This window comes from Cytobacillus spartinae (assembly GCF_042865285.1).
Classification (GTDB): domain Bacteria; phylum Bacillota; class Bacilli; order Bacillales; family Cytobacillaceae; genus Robertmurraya_A; species Robertmurraya_A spartinae.
The window spans coordinates 131,648-150,518 of sequence record NZ_JBIACK010000005.1 but is presented as its reverse complement, the minus strand read 5'-3'; the positions used below and the strand labels follow the sequence as shown (position 1 = coordinate 150,518).

Annotated in this window: 22 protein-coding genes and 1 pseudogene; 10 read left to right on the top strand and 13 right to left on the bottom strand. The window is 37.2% G+C overall.

Annotated features, from left to right (window positions below; translation table 11 throughout):
• The first annotated feature begins 234 nt into the window (after positions 1-234).
• Positions 235-507: an acylphosphatase gene (locus ACFYKX_RS12630; RefSeq protein ID WP_389361407.1), complete on the top strand. Its 273-nt coding sequence runs from the start codon at positions 235-237 to the stop codon at positions 505-507.
• Between the two features lie 60 nt (positions 508-567).
• Here ACFYKX_RS12630 and ACFYKX_RS12625 read toward each other — a convergent pair whose 3' ends face one another.
• From ACFYKX_RS12625 to ACFYKX_RS12615, 3 genes are all read right to left on the bottom strand, one after another.
• Positions 568-1,203: a queuosine precursor transporter gene (locus ACFYKX_RS12625; RefSeq protein ID WP_389361406.1), complete on the bottom strand. Its 636-nt coding sequence runs from the start codon at positions 1,201-1,203 to the stop codon at positions 568-570.
• 16 nt (positions 1,204-1,219) lie between these two features.
• Positions 1,220-1,717: a preQ(1) synthase gene (gene queF / locus ACFYKX_RS12620; protein WP_389361405.1), complete on the bottom strand. Its 498-nt coding sequence runs from the start codon at positions 1,715-1,717 to the stop codon at positions 1,220-1,222.
• A gap of 436 nt (positions 1,718-2,153) precedes the next feature.
• The gene (locus tag ACFYKX_RS12615) at positions 2,154-4,280 is read right to left on the bottom strand and encodes a peptidase M6 (RefSeq protein WP_389361404.1); all 2,127 of its coding nucleotides are present in this window, start codon (positions 4,278-4,280) and stop codon (positions 2,154-2,156) included.
• A 213-nt stretch (positions 4,281-4,493) separates the two neighbouring features.
• Here ACFYKX_RS12615 and mscL point away from each other — a divergent pair, with 213 nt between their 5' ends.
• The 4 genes and pseudogenes from mscL to ACFYKX_RS12595 all read left to right on the top strand — a co-directional run bounded on the left by mscL (position 4,494) and on the right by ACFYKX_RS12595 (position 7,042).
• The gene (gene mscL, locus ACFYKX_RS12610) at positions 4,494-4,865 is read left to right on the top strand and encodes a large conductance mechanosensitive channel protein MscL (protein WP_389361403.1); all 372 of its coding nucleotides are present in this window, start codon (positions 4,494-4,496) and stop codon (positions 4,863-4,865) included.
• A gap of 71 nt (positions 4,866-4,936) precedes the next feature.
• Positions 4,937-5,562 (top strand): annotated as a pseudogene (locus ACFYKX_RS12605) (Bax inhibitor-1/YccA family protein).
• 123 nt (positions 5,563-5,685) lie between these two features.
• Positions 5,686-6,129: an AhpC/TSA family protein gene (locus tag ACFYKX_RS12600; RefSeq protein WP_389361517.1), complete on the top strand. Its 444-nt coding sequence runs from the start codon at positions 5,686-5,688 to the stop codon at positions 6,127-6,129.
• A 76-nt stretch (positions 6,130-6,205) separates the two neighbouring features.
• On the top strand, positions 6,206-7,042 hold the full coding sequence (locus ACFYKX_RS12595) for an MBL fold metallo-hydrolase (RefSeq protein ID WP_389361402.1): 837 nt from the start codon (positions 6,206-6,208) through the stop codon (positions 7,040-7,042).
• Between the two features lie 188 nt (positions 7,043-7,230).
• Here the strand turns inward: ACFYKX_RS12595 and ACFYKX_RS12590 are convergent, their stop codons facing one another.
• From ACFYKX_RS12590 to ACFYKX_RS12565, 6 genes are all read right to left on the bottom strand, one after another.
• Positions 7,231-7,497 (bottom strand): 2TM domain-containing protein, encoded by a 267-nt coding sequence (locus ACFYKX_RS12590; RefSeq protein ID WP_389361401.1) that lies wholly within the window; start codon positions 7,495-7,497, stop codon positions 7,231-7,233.
• Positions 7,498-7,588: 91 nt separating this feature from the next.
• Positions 7,589-8,305: a 5-formyltetrahydrofolate cyclo-ligase gene (locus tag ACFYKX_RS12585; protein ID WP_389361400.1), complete on the bottom strand. Its 717-nt coding sequence runs from the start codon at positions 8,303-8,305 to the stop codon at positions 7,589-7,591.
• A gap of 107 nt (positions 8,306-8,412) precedes the next feature.
• Positions 8,413-9,771 (bottom strand): TldD/PmbA family protein, encoded by a 1,359-nt coding sequence (locus tag ACFYKX_RS12580; protein ID WP_389361399.1) that lies wholly within the window; start codon positions 9,769-9,771, stop codon positions 8,413-8,415.
• Between the two features lies 1 nt (position 9,772).
• Positions 9,773-11,164, bottom strand: coding sequence for a TldD/PmbA family protein (locus ACFYKX_RS12575; protein ID WP_389361398.1), 1,392 nt, complete (start codon positions 11,162-11,164; stop codon positions 9,773-9,775).
• Between the two features lie 253 nt (positions 11,165-11,417).
• Positions 11,418-11,660 (bottom strand): DUF3892 domain-containing protein, encoded by a 243-nt coding sequence (locus tag ACFYKX_RS12570; RefSeq protein ID WP_389361397.1) that lies wholly within the window; start codon positions 11,658-11,660, stop codon positions 11,418-11,420.
• A 61-nt stretch (positions 11,661-11,721) separates the two neighbouring features.
• The gene (locus tag ACFYKX_RS12565; RefSeq protein ID WP_389361396.1) at positions 11,722-12,231 is read right to left on the bottom strand and encodes an acyl-CoA thioesterase; all 510 of its coding nucleotides are present in this window, start codon (positions 12,229-12,231) and stop codon (positions 11,722-11,724) included.
• Positions 12,232-12,484: 253 nt separating this feature from the next.
• Between ACFYKX_RS12565 and ACFYKX_RS12560 the strand changes: the two genes are divergently transcribed.
• The 3 genes from ACFYKX_RS12560 (at position 12,485) to ACFYKX_RS12550 (ending at position 14,475) form a co-directional block, all read left to right on the top strand.
• Positions 12,485-13,057 carry a TetR/AcrR family transcriptional regulator gene (locus tag ACFYKX_RS12560; RefSeq protein WP_389361395.1) on the top strand — a complete coding sequence of 191 codons (573 nt, stop codon included), beginning with the start codon at positions 12,485-12,487 and terminating at the stop codon, positions 13,055-13,057.
• A gap of 84 nt (positions 13,058-13,141) precedes the next feature.
• Complete coding sequence (locus tag ACFYKX_RS12555) at positions 13,142-14,089, top strand: SDR family NAD(P)-dependent oxidoreductase (protein WP_389361394.1); 948 nt, start codon at positions 13,142-13,144, stop codon at positions 14,087-14,089.
• A gap of 125 nt (positions 14,090-14,214) precedes the next feature.
• Positions 14,215-14,475 (top strand): hypothetical protein, encoded by a 261-nt coding sequence (locus ACFYKX_RS12550; protein ID WP_389361393.1) that lies wholly within the window; start codon positions 14,215-14,217, stop codon positions 14,473-14,475.
• A 19-nt stretch (positions 14,476-14,494) separates the two neighbouring features.
• Here the strand turns inward: ACFYKX_RS12550 and ACFYKX_RS12545 are convergent, their stop codons facing one another.
• Together ACFYKX_RS12545 and ACFYKX_RS12540 are read right to left on the bottom strand one after the other, a co-directional pair.
• Positions 14,495-14,869, bottom strand: coding sequence for a DUF1284 domain-containing protein (locus ACFYKX_RS12545; protein ID WP_389361516.1), 375 nt, complete (start codon positions 14,867-14,869; stop codon positions 14,495-14,497).
• Positions 14,870-14,984: 115 nt separating this feature from the next.
• A complete protein-coding gene (locus ACFYKX_RS12540; RefSeq protein ID WP_389361392.1) occupies positions 14,985-16,322 on the bottom strand; it encodes a polysaccharide biosynthesis protein in 1,338 nt (445 codons plus the stop codon).
• A 227-nt stretch (positions 16,323-16,549) separates the two neighbouring features.
• On the opposite strand from ACFYKX_RS12540, the gene ACFYKX_RS12535 reads away from it, so the two are divergent.
• Positions 16,550-17,002 (top strand): DUF2269 family protein, encoded by a 453-nt coding sequence (locus ACFYKX_RS12535; RefSeq protein WP_389361391.1) that lies wholly within the window; start codon positions 16,550-16,552, stop codon positions 17,000-17,002.
• A 41-nt stretch (positions 17,003-17,043) separates the two neighbouring features.
• Here ACFYKX_RS12535 and ACFYKX_RS12530 read toward each other — a convergent pair whose 3' ends face one another.
• Together ACFYKX_RS12530 and ACFYKX_RS12525 are read right to left on the bottom strand one after the other, a co-directional pair.
• A complete protein-coding gene (locus ACFYKX_RS12530; protein WP_389361390.1) occupies positions 17,044-17,622 on the bottom strand; it encodes a hypothetical protein in 579 nt (192 codons plus the stop codon).
• A 2-nt stretch (positions 17,623-17,624) separates the two neighbouring features.
• On the bottom strand, positions 17,625-18,260 hold the full coding sequence (locus tag ACFYKX_RS12525) for a TetR/AcrR family transcriptional regulator (RefSeq protein WP_389361389.1): 636 nt from the start codon (positions 18,258-18,260) through the stop codon (positions 17,625-17,627).
• 176 nt (positions 18,261-18,436) lie between these two features.
• Here ACFYKX_RS12525 and ACFYKX_RS12520 point away from each other — a divergent pair, with 176 nt between their 5' ends.
• Positions 18,437-18,844 (top strand): VOC family protein, encoded by a 408-nt coding sequence (locus tag ACFYKX_RS12520; protein ID WP_389361388.1) that lies wholly within the window; start codon positions 18,437-18,439, stop codon positions 18,842-18,844.
• Positions 18,845-18,871 lie beyond the last annotated feature (27 nt).

The window sequence follows — 18,871 nt, the reverse complement described above, 5'->3', positions numbered from 1 at the left end:
TAAAAAAATTAATCAAACGTTTGATTGAATTGGGTCAATGCCTTGCTATAAAAGGGCTGAAGGCAATTTAATCAATCGTTTGATTAAATTCTATAGTTGAACTATGATATAGATAATACCCCTTCCCTACTACTCCTTAATAACTTCTTACAGCTTTATTAAAGGAATGACGTAACGGTATTACGCATAAAATGTTTCATCTATCATTTTTATCCCCTTTTCGAGGTGAGAGGTTTGGTTCAATTACATATAATGGTTTCAGGAAAAGTACAAGGTGTTGGGTACCGTTATTTTGCACAAATGAAAGCGGTTCAATATGGAATAAAAGGCTGGGTTAGAAATTCTGATGACAATTCAGTAGAAATTGTTGCAGTAGGTGAGCAAGAACAAGTTGACCAATTTGTCAAAGTTCTTCGAGAAGGAAATCCTTTTTCGAAAGTCACCAATGTGGAAATAAGTCAACTGGAAGAGAGCAGTTCTTTTCAGTCGTTTAAGATAAAATATTAGAATATCTAAAATGCTCATTCTTAAAAAACCCCACAGTAACGATTACTGTGGGGTTAAAAGCTATAACGGACGAACACCGATTGGTGCTTTTTCATTTTCTTTTTTACAAAGCTTAACAAACCAGTACACTAGTGGTGTGTCTATGATTGCTACAATGAACTTAAACACGTACTGCGTAAGAATCATCGCAAGTAATGCTCCCATTGGCATCGTTCCGTAGAAAGCCACCATAATAAACACAGATGTATCAATTAGTTGGCTAAGAACCGTTGATAAGTTGTTTCTTAACCAAAGCTTGTTTGATCCATGTTTTTCTTTTAACTTATGGAACACAAAGACGTCCAAGTTTTGACTAATAAAATAGGATAAAAGACTAGCAATCGTGATTCGAATACTACCACTCAAAATCGTTTCAAACTCAACCTGAGCTTGGAAAAACGGTGCAGAAGGTAGATGAATCGCCACAAAAATAAATAGACTTGCGATAATCTGTGTGACAAAACCAGCTAAAACGGTTTTTCTCGCAGCCTCTTTTCCGTACACTTCCCCAATGATATCCGTTATAGGGTACGTGAAGACGTAAACAATAACGGCAGCCGGTAAAACCGCCCAGCTACCAAAGCTGAACAGTTTTACTGCTAAAATGTTCGATAATATTAGTAAACCCGCAAATGCGGCATTTAAATACAACAGCACTACTCAATACCTCCAATTAGCGATTATCAACGGTTTCCGGATACAAATCATGATTCATTAAACGGTATTCCGCCATCTTCTCAAACTTTGTTCCAGGCTTCCCATAATTGCAGTAAGGATCAATGGAAATTCCGCCACGTGGAGTGAATTTCCCCCAAACCTCAATATATCTTGGATCCATTAATTCAATCAGATCGTTCATAATAATATTCATGCAATCCTCATGGAAATCCCCATGGTTTCTAAAGCTAAATAAATATAGCTTCAATGCCTTACTTTCAACCATTTTTTGATCTGGAATATAGCTAATATAAATCGTTGCAAAGTCCGGTTGACCCGTCATCGGACAAAGACTTGTAAACTCCGGACAATTAAATTTCACGAAGTAATCTCTGTTTGGATGCTTATTATCAAATGATTCTAGGATTTCTGGAGAATACTCAAATAAATACTTTGTCCCCTGATTTCCTAATAACGTTACGCCTTCTAATTCTTCAGCTTTTCTTCCGCCCATAAAAAAATGCCTCCCCATATATAAATGACCCGCGTCATCTCGGAAAGGCATAGCATATCAAAACCAAACTATAACTAAATGAAAAAAATAAAACCATATCTTTTCATAGATATGGTTGACTTTTCATCATCAGCCATAGTTTTTTATAGAGGGTTTTGTGCTATGAACCTCTCCCGCTTCACCACGGGATATTAAATTAATCAACAAAAGTTACTATAGAGAATTTTTGGTGAGTTGTCAACGGTCAAAAATGGAAGGATGCTGTTGTTGGTTATATTGTATTCTCGAGGGAGGGTGGGATATTCTTCGGTTTTTGTTTTATTTGCGGTTTATCAAGTTTTATTTGCGATTAAATGGATTTTATTTGCGAAAATTTTAGGTTTATTTGCGATAACTTAAAACACACCCAATTCTGAAGAATTGGGTGTGGAATATTTTACTTAGCTTTTTTAGCTTTTTTACTATTATTAGTTTTTAGATGAACTTCATACGTGAAATCAACAGGGTTCTTATCACTTGCCGGTGCAGCGTAAGAAGTAATCATATAGTTTTTACCATTTTGGAATAGCTGACGTAACTCTAATGCTTTTTCTTCAGTTACGTTAAATGGATCAACTTGGATTACTTTGTATTTTGTTTTCTTCTTACCAACTTCTCTTTCATTGATAAATGTAACTGTGTAATTTACATATTGTGATAGGACTTCATTAAGAGATTTAAATGCGTCCGTTGATGAACCATCATTACTGTATTCAATCTCCGGAATCTCTATGTTATCGACATACCAGCCACCTTCAGTAGTACCCCAGTCTGTTAGATAACGGAACGAAATAAGAACTTTTTGACCTGCATACAAACTTAAGTCAAACGATTCATTTTTCCAGTCGTCGTAAAGTCCTGTAAATCCTGGTAAATTTTCTTTAATCTTTGGATAGCCTTCCTCCACTACGTCCGAGCGAGTGTTTTCATTGCCTAAGCTACTCCATGTTTGACCATTATCTGTTGAAACCTGAACTACACCAAAATCCCATTGCTCTTCAATATCAATGTAGTTATCAAACTTTAATGTTGCTGTATCAACACCTGATAGATCAGCTTCAAAAATTAAGAAGTTATCCGCTTCGTCACCCTTATTTCCCCATAACACTTGGTTGTCAGAGCCCCTTGGATCAACAACTGATTGCCAAGGAGTTGATAGGAAATCAACGCCATCAAAAGAAATTGTTCTAATTTTATCTTCAAAATCCAGAACTTTGAAATCTCCACCCCAAGCAGGTACGCCATCTTTTTCAAATTTTAGTGCTTCATCATAGTTTACTGTTAAACCACGCTTTGTCCCCTCTTTATCAACAACCATTTCTCTTAAATCAATGCTATCAAAATCATAAATTCCACTACCTACCGCATCTGAATCAAGAGCTAAAGCGGTGATAAAGTTTTGATACAACTCTGTAAATGTTAAGTCGACTCCATATTTTTCAAGGGTTGCATTAACACTTTCGATCCCAACATCTGTTCTCGTAGCTAATTCACGAATAAATTCTCTTCCGAATTTGTCATACATGTAAAGAGTAAATAAGTAGACTTGACCATAGTCAGCAATGGTCTCTGGACCTGTAGCTGCTCCAGAGTGCTCATCCCAGTTAACAAGAGAGTTTTCTGGATGATCTAGGTAAAAGTTGATAGAACCCTCACCATGCCCATAGCCACCAAGGAACTCAGAGAATGTTGACATCCCTTCATTAATCCATGTTTCCTCTGCAAGATCATTATCAGCATGTATCAAATGCTGTAACTCATGGATAGTCGTTGCGAAAAAAGTATTCTCTAAACGTTCTTCCCAATTATTAGTGTCAATTGTAATAATGTTTCTATTAATATAGTATTCGAATGTTTGCCAGAAGAACCCTGCCACAAAGAATGGGTATGATGGATTATAGTAACCTTCGTCCTTTATATTATCAACTAACATAATGACTTTATCGCTACCTTCATAGTAATCGTCTGGTAAACCCACTAATCCTGGAAGTGGAGCTTGGGAACCATCAAGAACATCAGGCGTTCCAAAGAACTCAGTAGCAACTGGATACATATTACTATCAAACTCATCGCGTAATTTATCAACCTGCTCCTGTGTAACTACATGAGCTGGACGCTCATCTGGAAAAGAAAGGTCATTTGCAACCCAAATTTCAACATTTTCCCCTTCACTACGAAGAGTGAATTCTTTAAAAGCTAAATCTCGATCAAGGAATAACTTCGTTCCCCCATCATATGTAAACGTACTATCTGCATTGCTCTCATCACTGCCCTCAGCCTCATCAAAATTAATCTGACTAGCTTGTTCCTTCAACTTAGCTTCAGCATTCTGTAAGAAAGACTCACTCTGTGAAAGCGCATTCAATTGTCCATCAATATCAATCCGATCCCCATACCTCTCCACATTCCAATTAGGACTCGATGTTTCTGCACTTACCTTCTGACCTCCTCCTATAGGTGCCAATAGTGATAGAGCTAGAGCACCAGTGGAGAGAACAGATAAGAGTTTCTTTTTGCTATTCATAACATTTCCCCTTTCAAAATAGTAGTTTTGCCACCTATTCAATGGTAACATACCGAATTTTCAGAATTAACAAAAACTAGAACAAATATTTAGACAATTACTACTCTCTTTTTACATAAACCGAAACATTTCTTAAAAAGATTGAAGAATGGTAAAATAACCTATCGGATTACGATAGATTTTATACTAGAAGAAATTAGGAGGTTAGAACATATGTGGTCAGAGTTTAAGAAGTTTGCCCTAAAAGGAAATGTCATAGATTTGGCTGTTGGGGTTGTGATTGGTGCAGCTTTTGGAAAAATTGTTACTTCTCTTGTAAATGACCTTATTATGCCATTAGTTGGTTTATTACTTGGAGGCGTCGATCTTACAAAGCTTGCTGTGAAAGTCGGTGAAGCGGAACTAAAGTATGGCTCCTTCCTTCAAACGGTGATTGATTTTGCCATTGTCGCCTTCTCTATTTTTATGTTCGTTCGCTTCTTTAATCGTTTTAAAAAGAAAGAGGAAGCTGTAGTAGTGGCTCCTAAAGTAGATAAACAAGAAGAGCTTCTTACCGAAATCCGGGATTTACTAAAAAATAAATAATGACTAAGTCATGAAGCTTCCCTTGCCTCTATACGTATATATGGACAAGAAAAATAATGAGGTGAAGTGAAGTGTATGCACATACAGCGAATGAATTTTTACCTTCCGTATTAAGGACGTTTGCTATTTCCCTAGCCATCGCCTTTGTAGGGACGATGGTAGGCGTTTTTGTTCCGCCAACGCTATTTCTTCCATTAATGATTCTTGAGTTCGTCATGCTTTTAGGTGCGTTTTTTTTACGAAAGAGAAAGTCGATTTCTTATACATTTTTGTATATCTTTACGTTCATATCAGGGATTACGACATATCCAATTGTAGCCTACTATTTAGCGACTGCTGGGGCTAATGTAGTATTGATGGCACTAGCAACCACTACGACCGTTTTTACTGGATTGGCCATTTATGCTTCAACAACGAAACGTAACTTGTCATTTCTTGGTGGAATGCCTTGCTAGCTTTAATCGCCATTTCAATTTTCAATATATTCTGGCCTTTAAGCTCTACAGCTATGCTAGCATTTTCTTTTATTGGAGTACTTGTATTTAGTGGATATGTTTTATATGACTTTAATAGAATGAAGCAATACGGGGTAAGTGCGGATGAAGTTCCATTAATGGCTCTTAACCTGTACCTTGACTTTATTAACTTATTTATCAACTTCTTAAGGATTTTTGGAATTCTTGCAAATAGAGACTAAAATAGGGGTGACAATATGAACTATTTATTAGAACAAGTTGACCGTGAAGAACAACTTTCATTGCAGGATCTAATTAAACAGCAGCATACGATGGTTGTCTTTGTCAGACATTTAGGCTGACCGATTTGTCGTGATTATCTTGCGCAGTTGCGTGAGGATTATAGTAAAATTACAGCAAAAGGTTTTCAAGTTGTTGTCGTTGCTCCTTCAAGAGGAAGTTTTATTAAACAATTCTTAGAAGCATTTGGACCATTCCCATTCCCTATTCTGGGTGACCCTTCTCGAGCAGCTTACCGAGGAATGGGACATCAAACACCTCCCAAATGGAAGCTCCTTGCTAAAGTTGGGGTAGGCCTTGTCACTGGAAAACTAAAAGGAATGATTCCAACAGATGAGAAACAAAAAGAAATCGTCATGAAATCCATGAAAACACAGGACGTTTACATTCAAGGTGGAACATGGCTTTTCGCTCCTGATGGAACAATTTTATGGAAACATATTGATACGTCACCAGAGGATCATGCGAAGATTGACAAAGTACTAGAAATTACTGACACTTTGAATTAAGGGTTTACAATTATATAAAGAATACTAATCCCGTACAAGACTACGGGATTTTTTTAACCGTTTAAGGAGACTTTACATGAAATTAACTGTTCTAGTTGATAACAATACCTACATCGACCGCTACTTTATCGGAGAACCTGCTGTATCCTACTTTATTGAAGTGGATGGGATGAACATTCTATTTGATTTAGGATACTCAGATGCTTTTATTAAGAATGCATTTAAAATGAATATTAATCTAAGGTTGCTAGATTACGTGATATTCTCCCACGGGCATAGTGATCACACTTGGGGATTAGACCCTTTTATTAGGCTATTAAGCGAGGCTTCATTAGAGTCTATTCCATTTAAACGTCCAACTTTTCTATCTCATCCAACTGCTTATGAAAGTAAGTTATTCGAAGGAAACGAAATTGGCAGCATCGTTTCGGCAAGCAAACTGCAAAAACAATTTGATTTAAAATTTTCTAAGGAACCGATCCAGCTTTCAGAGCGGTTTTTCTATCTAGGGGAAATTGAAAAAACAAACCGTTTTGAAGGACAAACACCGATTGGGGAGACCTATATTGATGACAAACTAGTCGAGGATTACATAATTGATGATACCGCTCTTGTGTATAAGGGACAAGATGGTTTAGTCATCATCGCTGGTTGCTCTCATGCCGGAATCTGTAACACGATTGAATATGCTAAAAAGGTGACTGGGGAGAGCCGTGTTCATGATGTGATTGGTGGTTTTCATCTTCAAAATCCATCCGACACTCAACTTTCAGGTACTGTAGAATACTTTAAAAAGCTAAACCCTAATTTTATTCACGCATGCCACTGTACCGACTTACATTCAAAAATTGCACTTGCAAAGGTTGGAAATGTTAAGGAAGTTGGCGTTGGACTTCGGTTGGAATATAAATAAAGGTGTTTTCGAATAGATTGTCGCTATTCGTATACGGGCTCCAGCACGGGTTCTATGATGTTTCGTGGCATCCTTTCTCGCATAATAAAGAAAACAGCACCATAAACCGTCAAATGCAGTTTAAAGTATTTAAATAGCAACAAAGTTTACGAAAAGAACCTAAAAAAAAGGAGTTGCGAGACTCCTTTTTAACTGTCTTTATCCATATATTCTTTTATTTTTCGTTCTTCCCAATCAGCTCCAAAGCCTGATGAAAAGACTGTTATGCCATGAATAGCTAATCCAATCCCCCAGCCTGCTAGTGGATATAAAGACCACCAATTTCCTGCATCAGAAGTAAAGTTAATTACAAAAAGCATAATGTTTACTAAAATAAAAACAGTCAAATGAATATAAAATGCCTTGAGATTCTGAACTTTCCTTCTTGCTCTTAAATATTTTTCATTGTCCTCCATACTACCGCTCCTCTATAAAACTATATATAATTTGATAATACCTCAAAAATACAATTTATACATAATTTTACACAAATAAAATATTTTGGAGCTATTTTTCTTTTGTTAAGTTCCAGATGTCTCTTAAGACCGGCATTTCCTCCATCTCTTCTTCCGTTACAAGATCCCACTGAATTCCCGTCGGCTTTTCGTAAGGTGAGTTTGTTTCAATCAATTCTTTTTCGGTTGCAATCCAATCAACCGTAAGATCAAATCGATCGATTGGAATTTCATCCTCTACCACTTGAGCACTATTTACCGTTCCAATGACAGGTACGGCTGGATTCCCTAACTCTCTAATGATGGCATATTCTCGATCCGCATAGCCCTCACCTTTCCCAACTCTTCTTCCATCCTTATGTAAGGCAACGGAACCAGCAAAAATAAGATCAATCTTTGGCATGTCTGAAAGAGGAATTTCTTTACCATACGTATGAATATGCTTTAAACTCGCTGCTTTACGTTCCTCCCCTGCTGGTACCCATTCAGGTTTTACCATGATAAAACCGGCTTTTAACCTCGGTGTTGGCACTAAGATGGTTTTACCGTCCCTCAATGCTTGAGCTCTAATAGGAAGCTGCGGCGAGTCAGGGTTCACTTTAATAATCTTTGCATTTTTATATTCAGGCATGTTGAACACAAAATGAGCAGCTTTTTCCGCTCCCTTAAAATTAGGGATTCTCCCTTTTAGAGGAAAAGGAAACCGACCTAGTTTCTCTTCTTCAAGCTTGTTCCAAATTTTTTCGCGTATTTCATTTTTGGTTATCATAAGACTCCACTCCACTATTTTATAATTTCATTTTGCCATATTTTCATGTTTCATAGCCAATTCAAATAAAAACAGACCAAAACCTATAGTCTTGGCCTGCTTTAAATTTAATCTACCGTTACAGATAATTCCTTAATTACTAGCGATGGTGATCCAATATAGCCGGGAGCTACAAAGGACATCGCAAACTCTAGGTCCGAACCAACTTCTTCTACATTCTTCAATAACTCATAAAAATTGCCCGCAATCGTCATTTGCTTGACTGGTGTCTCTACTTTTCCACCTTTAATGTAGAAGCCGTTTGCTGCTACAGAAAAGTCACCAGATACGGTATTTGCACCTGAATGTAAACCTGACAATTCCGTAATAATAATTCCTTCCTCAACTCCAGCTATTAAATCATCATAGGATTTTTCAGCAGGCTGGATAAATAAATTGGTAGGAGCAACCTCTAATGTGCTTTTATACGAACTTTTGTAGGCGTGGCCTGTTGATTCCGTTTTATCCTTTTTTGCTGTCTTTCGGTTGTGTAACAACGTAACAAGCTTTCCGTCCTTTACAATATCTTGTTTACTTGTTGCTACTCCTTCGCTATCAAACGTACGACTTAAGAGCCCTTCACTTAATGTCGGATCATCCACGATTTGTAAAAATGGAACCGAGATTTCCTCTCCTACTTTATCCTTTAAAAGCGACTGCCCCTTTTGAGTACTTTCAGCAGAGAATATAGGAGAGAACGTGTTTAATAGACTTCCAGCAGCATCGTGACGTAGCAGGACGCGATAGTCTTTGCTCTCAACTGACTTAGCCCCCAATTGCGATAGAGCTTCTTCAACCGCATGCTTAGCAATATCAGCTGGGTTCAAGGATTGGAAATCCTGCGTAAACTTTGAGTAAACCCCGGTCTTAATTTCGTCCCCCTGTTTGACGACAACAGAAATATACATGCCTAAATAGTTCTGCTTCTCATTTAAAGATAACCCTTTGTTATTTAAAATCGCTCTCTCTGTCTCTGCACTATTAAAAATAAAGTAATCCGTCCCATCTACTCTTTCGTCATATGCATAAATATGCTTTTCAATCTCTTTTAGGAAATCAAGCTTTTCCGCAATGGACACTTCTTTTAATGTTTCTGAATAGAAGTTTCCTTCCTCGTATTTCTCACTGCCCGGAAAAATCTCTTCCTGTTCTTCGTCTTCTATAAAATGTGAGTTCTCCTTCGCATTCTCTAGTAAAAATACAATGGACTCTTCGTCTAATTTTTCTGTGTAAGCATAGCCCATTTTTCCATCTAGTAAACCACGGAATGAAACTCCGAATACTTCAGATGTTTCGTAAGAATCGATCTCACCCTTATAAAGACCGCAGCCAAACTTCTCTTCTCTTTCGTAATATAGCTCCATGTCTGTAAACCCTTGTTCAGACCCTTGAGCGAAAAGTTGGTCTTTAAACTCTAGTAGATTCATATTATTCATCCCCCTTTCTACCACCGACTGTCATCTCACTAACACGAATCATCGGCTGCCCAACATTAACTGGTAAGCTACCACTTAATGAACCACACATTCCAGCACCGTGGGCTAAATTGTTTCCTACCATGTCAACTAACTGTAGCGTCTTCGGTCCATTTCCGATTAATGTGGCTCCACGAACTGGCTTGCCAAGTTTTCCATCCTTAACCATATAAGCTTCCATAACCGCAAAGTTATAATCACCTGTAGTTGGATTCACTTGTCCTCCACCCATGTATTTCGCATAGATACCATGTTCAGTATTTGAAATAATTTCTTCAGGAGTCGATTTACCAGGAGCAATATACGTATTTGTCATCCTAGAGGTTGGAGCAAAACGATAATTTTGACGTCTTCCAGATCCGGTAGAAGGCATCTCCATTCGACGAGCATTAAATTTATCAATCAAGTAACCTTTTAAAATACCATTTTCAATGAGAACATTTTTACGAGCAGTTTCGCCTTCATCATCGATGTTGATTGAGCCCCACTCATTTTGTAATGTTCCATCATCGATATATGTAACCACATCAGAGGCTACCTTTTCCCCAATTCTGTTAGCAAACACCGAATTATTTTTAGCAACCGCCGTAGCCTCTAAGCCATGACCACACGCTTCATGAAAAATAACTCCCCCAAACTCGTTGTCGATGACAACAGGGAATTTCCCACTAGGACATGGTGTAGCACCTAACATCGTAACAGCAATTCGGGAAGATTCCGTTGCATAGTGATCCAGGTCAAGGTTTTCCATAAACTCAAACCCACTATGTGCACCAGGTCCATAAAAACCATTCTGCATTTGCTGCCCGTCTGAAGCGATTGATTGAATAGCAAGTCTGCTTCGAATTCTACGATCTTCCACAAACTTTCCTTCTGAGTTAGCAACTAGGACATTTTGTTCTTCATCAAAATACCTGACTGTTACTTGTTTAATAGAATCATGGTAGTTTTTCGAAATTTCATAGGCTTTCTTCATGACATTGACTTTGCGGACTTTTTCAACTTCTCTTGGGTGAATAGGAATTGGATGTGAGGTAACTACTAGCTGATTAACAAATGCTTGAGGCTGAATAATCGTATTTCCCTTAATGGCTTGTGCTGCATTACGGGCTGCCTTTAAAAGTCCCTCTTTAGAGGAATCCGTTGTATAGGCATAGACACTTTGTAGGCCCTTAAAAATTCTAATTCCAATACCGAAGTCTCTACCTGACATACTACTTTCTACTTTGCCACTCTGCAGGCTTAGATTATTGGTATAACGGTCTTCAACAAATACTTCTGAAAAGTCTCCCCCAGTCTCAAGTGCAGCCGAGAGAACATCTTCTATGACTGATTTCGCAAGCATAAAACCCCTCCTTAATTTCAACATTCAGAATATTTTAATGATAACATTCTATTGCCTATTATAGTATAGAATTTCCAATAATTAGACCATAGAGAGGTGGATTATTTCTCCGTCTAGAGGCGTAAATGGATATCTCCAGGGGTTGGTATTGATATCTTATAAAAAGGTTATTGATTATTTTGACCACGTTGCCGCATTCCTGCATTTAAGCTCTATCGCACCCTCAACAAACAAAAAACTCCCGCCTCAACTATTAAAAGGTCGGGAGATGATCTAAGTTATTGGTTGGGTCACCATCTGGATTACTTCTTAATGTTTTATGTGGATGGTCCCCGCGAGTTGCACCTGTGTTAACGTTCGCTATTTGGTCCGCTTCAGCCATTCGAATAGCTGTTTCCAAGTCGGCTACTTCTCCGTTATTAAACTTAACCTGTTCAATATTTCCTTCACCATTTTTTCTAACAGCCACTATATGAAGGCCCTGTTCATTTGACATAAAAAAACTCCTTTCAGATACTTAGTTGGATGATTCCGTTTCTTAAGGTGCACTTTTCCCTTTACCACGGAAGATCCGTACCATACTTCTTCGCGAACTCTTCGCTTTCTTTTCTCCGCTTTTTCCGATTCGTTGCCCGGTCTTTTGCTGTTTCATAAAGGCTCTTCTCTTCATCCGTTTCAGGAATTACTTTTGGAACCTCTGTTGGTTTTCCATTTTTATCGATGGCGACCATCGTTAAAAACGACAACGCACACACATTTCTATCCCCGGTAAGAAGATCCTCCGCTATCACCTTCACGAACACTTCCATTGAAGTTCTTCCCGTATATGTGACAAAGGCTTCTAAACAAACAGAGTTCCCCTCAAAAATCGGATGAAGAAAATCGACGGAGTCCGTTGAAGCTGTCACAATGCTTTTTCTCCCATGTCGCATGGCAGATATAGCTGCAACATCATCGATATAAGCCATTAGCTTTCCGCCAAACAGTGTTCCATAGTTATTCGTGTCTGGTGGAAGCACAATACTGGTTTTCACCACAAAAGATTCCCGACAATACTTTTCTTTCATAGGTTGCCTCCTCTAGGGTTCTTACTTTTTAACCTATTATTTGTGTTTTTGTACAGTATATACTTGCGAAAGCCTGTTTTAGGTGGATTTGGAAAAATTTTTATTTTGCTATTGCCAACTTGAGGAAATTATTATATTATCTAATTGACCAGTGTTCAATAAAAAAATCTAAACCCAATCTACTACTTTGTTCCTCCATGAACTTTCTATCATCTTAGATTCAATGAACTACTAATTTTGAAGGGTGATCAGTTTGGCTCCTAGAAAATCTTCACAAGATGAACTTTCAAAAGATGCAATTTTAGACGTCGCTAGGGAATTATTCGTCTCAGAAGGCTATGCATCCATTTCAATGAGAAAAATAGCGAATTTGCTTAAGTGCAGTCACGGAGCGATTTACTATCATTTTAAAAACAAAGCTGAGTTGTTCTATGAAATGATTGCTCATGACTTTAAAGAATTAGATCAAGAGCTCGATGATGTACTGAATGATAAAAACATGACAAACGATGAAAAGCTTTTCTCAGTCATGTATCGGTTTATTCACTTTGGTCTAACCCACCAAAATCAATATGAAGTGATGTTTTTACTAAAAGATGAAGAAGTTAAAAGCTACCTCATTCAAGAACCAAGTCAAAGCTATCAAAAGTTTGCTGAAGCTATCGTGTCCTTAAGTAATAAAAGGCTGCACACAAAAGAAATTTGGTCCCTGTTTATCAGTTTACATGGCTTTGTTACCCAATATTGTCGCACGGATGCTACATTTGAGGATGTTAAGGAACTTGCCAAATCTCATGTAGAATTTTTATTAAAAGCTATAAAGTAAAAAAATAAGAAATGGCCCTGTCATTTCTTTTCTAATACACCTATTTGAACACTGGTCAATAAAATATTAAAGGAGAGTATTATTATGAAAAAAGCACTTGTTTTAGGAGCATCAGGAGGAATGGGATTTGCTTTAGTTGAAGAGCTAGTCAGCAGAAATATCCCTACAATTGCATTTGCACGCTCACAAAAGAAATTAGAGGAATTTAAATATGAGTGGGGTCCATTAGCTGAAATATATGCGGGCGATGTTATGAACTCTTCACATCTAAAGGAAGCCATCTCAAAAGCGGATTATGTTTTTCACTCATTAAATATTCCTTATGAAAAATGGGATCCTACCCTGTTTACGATGCTTCAAAATATTTTAAATGAGTGTCAAAACCAAAATAAGCCCTTCATTTACGTAGATAATATTTATGCTTATGGGCGCCAGGCTCGTAAAGTGACGGAAGAAGCTGAAAAGAACCCTCATACAAAAAAGGGAAAATTTCGATTAAAGTTACAAAAAGAAATTGAACAATCAGGTGTACCTTATATCATTGCTCATTTCCCAGACTTCTACGGCCCTAAAGCGGAAAGTACACTCTTACAGTATACATTCGAACAATGTCTTAAAAAGAATTCAGCAGGTTTTGTCGGCTATACAACTATACAAAAGGAATTTATTTATACGAAGGACGGTGCAAAGGCACTAGTTGAACTTGCTTTACGAGATTATACCTATAACCAAACCTGGAACATTGCTGGAGCAGGAACGATTACTGGCGAAGAAGTTGTAAAGATCGCTTCCAAACATCTTAATAAAGACATTAAAGTAATCCCTATTCATAAATGGATGATTCGTCTACTTGGAATCTTTAATCCTTCCATGAAAGAAGTGGTCGAAATGATGTACTTAAATGAGGTTCCTGTTATATTAGATAGTTCAAAATATGAAAGAGAAGTTGGACCACTTCCTAAAACTCCATACGAGATTGGCATTGTAGAAAACCTACACGAACTATCCAAAGAATCACTAGTTGAAGTATAAAATACCGTTTCCACACGGTATTTTTTATTTGAGCTTACTGGTAAAAATTAGTTCTACTAATCTTGTTTTCATTTACTAGATTCGGGTATATAGATAATAAGAAATCTAAAGGAGATGAATGTAACATGAATAAACCGAAAAATTCCGTTTTAGCTGGTGTAGGGATCGGAAGTATTTTGCTCCTTTCAGTCACTCCTGTTCGTACAAAGGCCATTTCAATGGCTAAACGTCTAAAGGACAAGTTATCATCATCTGATTCCGGCGGTGGAACGCCTCCGATAGAAAAAGCTGGTCATTCAAATCCACATGACCTCGAAGATAATAAAATGTTGGATGAAGGTGCTACTTATTCGGTTAAATACTACAATAAAAAAGAACAAGCCTAAAGAGCTTTAGGCTTGTTCTTTAGGAATTTACTTCCTTTTTTCGTAATAAATCAATTCCCTCTTTACACACTCCATATGACAACCAGGAGCATCCTTCACATAGATAATCCAAATCATCGCTTCTCACTTTTGCTGCTGTTAATGATACAAGAAAAGATTTTTGGTAGGATTTGTTCTTCTCTAACCCTAAATGCTCGATTACTTTTCCGTCCATTGATAAGACATGTTCGTTTGAATCCTCATTTGCTTCACATTTTGTTTTTCCTCTATGTGGGCATGACATGCAAGCATCATCAAAGGCCGCTACTACTTTAATCGGGAAATCCTTTTGATCATTTCGAATATCTGTTACGATTTCCTCCATCTTTTTCACAAAATCAGGGCTATATCCCATCCCTCTAAAACCATGTACACAAAGAAGATGATGCCCGCGAAGTACTTTTTCCAATCTATAACCTCCAAAACAAAGACTATTCATATAGTTTCTATATAACTAGTATAATCTCCTCTTAAACTCTTATGTTCTCGTTCGAAAGCCTTCTTAAGGATATAGATGAAACCCCTATCTTTTTACAAATGGTCATATAATGCATCAGTGTGAGTAACACTGCCCCGGTATTCATCCCAATAATGACACCATCCATTTGAAAATCATGCATAGAACCTAAGAAATACATAAGTGAAAACTGAATGACATGTGACCATAGTGTATGGTAAAACGCATCCTTCATTAACCCTAAGCCAATTAAATAAGCTTGCATCGGAATAACAAAAAAGTGAAGCAAGAAATATGGCCATAACAACTGTAAGAAGTTCGCTGCTACAGACGAATGAAAGAACATGTTTGTTAATGGTTCAGCAAAGAAATAGAACACCATGACGGCAGGTACACCATATAGAAACGTAATTCCCATAACCTGCTGTAAAATTTTCTGAAGCTTAAATAGATCTCGATCCGCATATGCCTTTGATACCGTTGGAATGAGCATAATGAGGAGTGAGTGAGCGATAAACGCTGGGAAGAATCCAATTGTCATCGCAACACCAGCAAGCATTCCAAATTGCTCAGTAGCAATCCCTTCACTTAACCCTGAATGAACTAAGGCTATTTTGATTAAAAAAGGTTGGATAGCATGTGTCAGAGAGTGAAAAATTCTTAGTCCTGTTGTTGGAATAGACACAGCCATTAAGTTTTGTCGTACATTTTTTGACGTTATGAATTCAGATGGTCGATGTTTCAACTGCTGAAATTGAATATAGAACATATGAATTAAGTAAATGACAATGACAAATTCACTACCTACAAAGGTACAAAAAGCAATCAGGATTGAGGTACTCATGTCAAATTCAAATAGCTGAAATAGGACTACAAGTAAGGCCAGCTGCAAGATCTTTCTTAAGAAATGAGCGGATGCGATCTTGCTCATCTGTTGTTTCCCCATGAAAAACCCTCTAGCAATCGAGGAAAAAGAAATCATCGGGATAAGAAGGACAACTAGCCATCTGAACAACGGATGATATTGATCAAAGGTTGGAATTAATGGCATCGCAATGGATGCTAAAATCAACAGTACGGCTGTGAAGATAATGGTTAGACGAATAACATGCTGCAACATGCTCTTATGGTACTTATCCTCTTTTTCAGCAATAAACTTCGAAATCGATATTGGAAGCTCAAAACTCGCAAGGAGGACAATGAGGAACACAGTTGGAAGGATGGACATATATAATCCTAGCCCTCTCTCCCCTAGTTCCTTAGCTAGTACCATGTTGACGATAAACTCTACACACTCACCTAAAAAGGTAGCGACTATTAACAATAAGGTTCCTCTTAAAAACATGCTCATGTTGTCTCTCCTAACTATTCACTCTTAATAAAAATACAATTCTTTAAGATGTTCACATACTAAACATATGAGACAAGTTAGGAGAATATTTTAATTTATGGGCCAAAAAATGCTCTCAAGCATGAAAATTTTAGAAAAAATGTATTTACTATGAAAATAGTAATAACTTCCCCGGACCAAAAGTATTATAATGTAGGATATACATAGGAAAAAGGAGGTGGGACTTAATGACTCTATATGGAACGATCGTTTTAATTCATGTAATCGCTGCTGTTGTAGGGTTGGGGGCTAGCTTTGGAATGCCAGTTGTTATGAAAGGACCCAAAACTGCTAGTGAAGCAAGATTTGCTTTAGACTTAAACCACAAGATTGAAATGTTTGCAAAAGTGGGTAGTATTGCTCTTCTTCTTACTGGACTTATTCTTGGATTTTTAAATACTCAACTGTTTACTACAGGCTGGTATATTACTTCAATCGCTATTTATATTGCTGTTCAATTTATCGTAGCTGGCATCATGCCGAAGAAAATTAAGAGAATGGCTGAGATTATTAACGCTCATAAAGGTGAAGACATTCCTGAAGACTACCAAGCTATTAACAAAGAGTTACGTCCTTATAATGCTGTACTTCATACTTCTGTTGTTGTACTCATTCTATTAATGTCTATTAAACCGTTTTAATGAAGAAATCAGTGGGGCAAGCAATAAGCCCCACTGGTTTTTTAATGGGTAATGTTACTTTTCTTCTGACTTCTCTTTATTCCCCAATAAACAAGCCCCACACAGATCATTAGACCTGAAATAGCTGGGATCATAATAGACTTTCCAGACTCTCCTGCGAAAATAACACTCCATCCCATTTTCCCTAATGCAATAAACACAATAACGGTTAATCCGATCATGACATTTCTTTTCCAAAAAGCTACTGCTAGTGCAGTTAAAGAGATTGGAACAATTGATGTGATTAAGATTTTTCCAATTCCCCACTCCCCTGTTAAATAATCTACTTCAAATTGAAGAAAGTCTTTCACTTGATTGCTTACTGTATTAGGCTCCGGGAACCAGAACATACTGGTTAATAAGCAGAAAATCGTTACCGAAATTCCAGCAAGACTTCTTTTGTATGCAAAGTAGCAAAAAGGCAATATAAATAATGGTCGGATATACCAACTTAGTTGGTTATGATGGCGTGCAAACGCCCAATCAAGGAAATCTTTATTCGTAAAAGCAATCACTAAAAACACCAATGTTAGGAAGCCAAAAAGAACTGCTAACGGTTTATCATATTTTTTTAACATCATTTTCACCCTCTTATTTTACCTGAGATTCCATTTGCTAAAATGGCTAGCATTTTATCAACAGCCCCTACTAGGCTGTCATCATCATAATTCATATTTGTTTTTTCCATAAAATAATCTACAAACGTGGTATTCAATGAATTGATTAAAAATAAAAGCATCTCCTCATCAACTTCTTTCGCTATCTCTCCTTTTTCCTTGCGTTCTTTAATTAATTGCAAGAAATACATATTGCTAATTTGCTCACTCTCACCGAGGACGGATTTTTTTACTTCTTTGTCTTTAATGGAAACAAACTCAGTCGCCACAACTGCCATCCTTGGAAAAGCCCTATAGAATTGGATTCCTGAGATAAATAACTCTTTAATAATTTCAATAAATCCTAACTTCTCGATATCGGCCAAGACCGTTCCAGAAAATTCATGCTTTCTACGACCAATCACATCGACAATAATGTATTTATAAAGATCTGTTTTCCCATCAAAATACTGATAAAAGCTTCCCCTCGGGATTCCTGCTCGTTCTATTACCTTTGCGATACTTGTTTTTTCAAAACCCATCTTATAAAACTCTTCAATGGCAGCATCAATGATTTGGTTTTTCTTATCCTCTGGTAGATTGATAAACGTTTGAAAAGGCATCTGAAAACCTCCTATACTATTATGACACTATTGTCATATGACGATACTGTCATATTACTCCTCTTACTAATTTTTGTCAATAAAATCCATTAAAGTTTTATTCGACATAATCCAACAAATGGACTCAACTCTTAATGGTATGATGGAAAAATAATCTATCTAAAGGATGAATGTTTATGGCTAACATGCTAATTAGTAGCTCATTAAAAGTATTACTCGTTACAGATCTTGAAAAATCGAAAAGGTATTACAGAGATGTCCTCGGATGTGAAGTTACAGATTGGTGGGTCATTAGAGATGGCTTTACCGGACTTGGGTTAAAGCTTCTTCAAGCAAATACACCCGATGATGTTAAACCAAACAAGCCAGCTGAAGGGGCTGATATAGGATTTGAACTCTATTGTTACGTGGATGATTGGGAATCCCTAGATAAACTCTATGATGAATTTAAGGGTAATGGAGCAAATATCGTGATCGAACCTTGGATTGATCCAGATAATGGTCCGTGGAAAGAATTTGCCCTACAGGACATAGACGGTTACTGTATAGCTTTTGGCGGGACAAATAAAGGTAAACAAGAATAATGCAAGTGCCCGCTTGGGATCAATTCC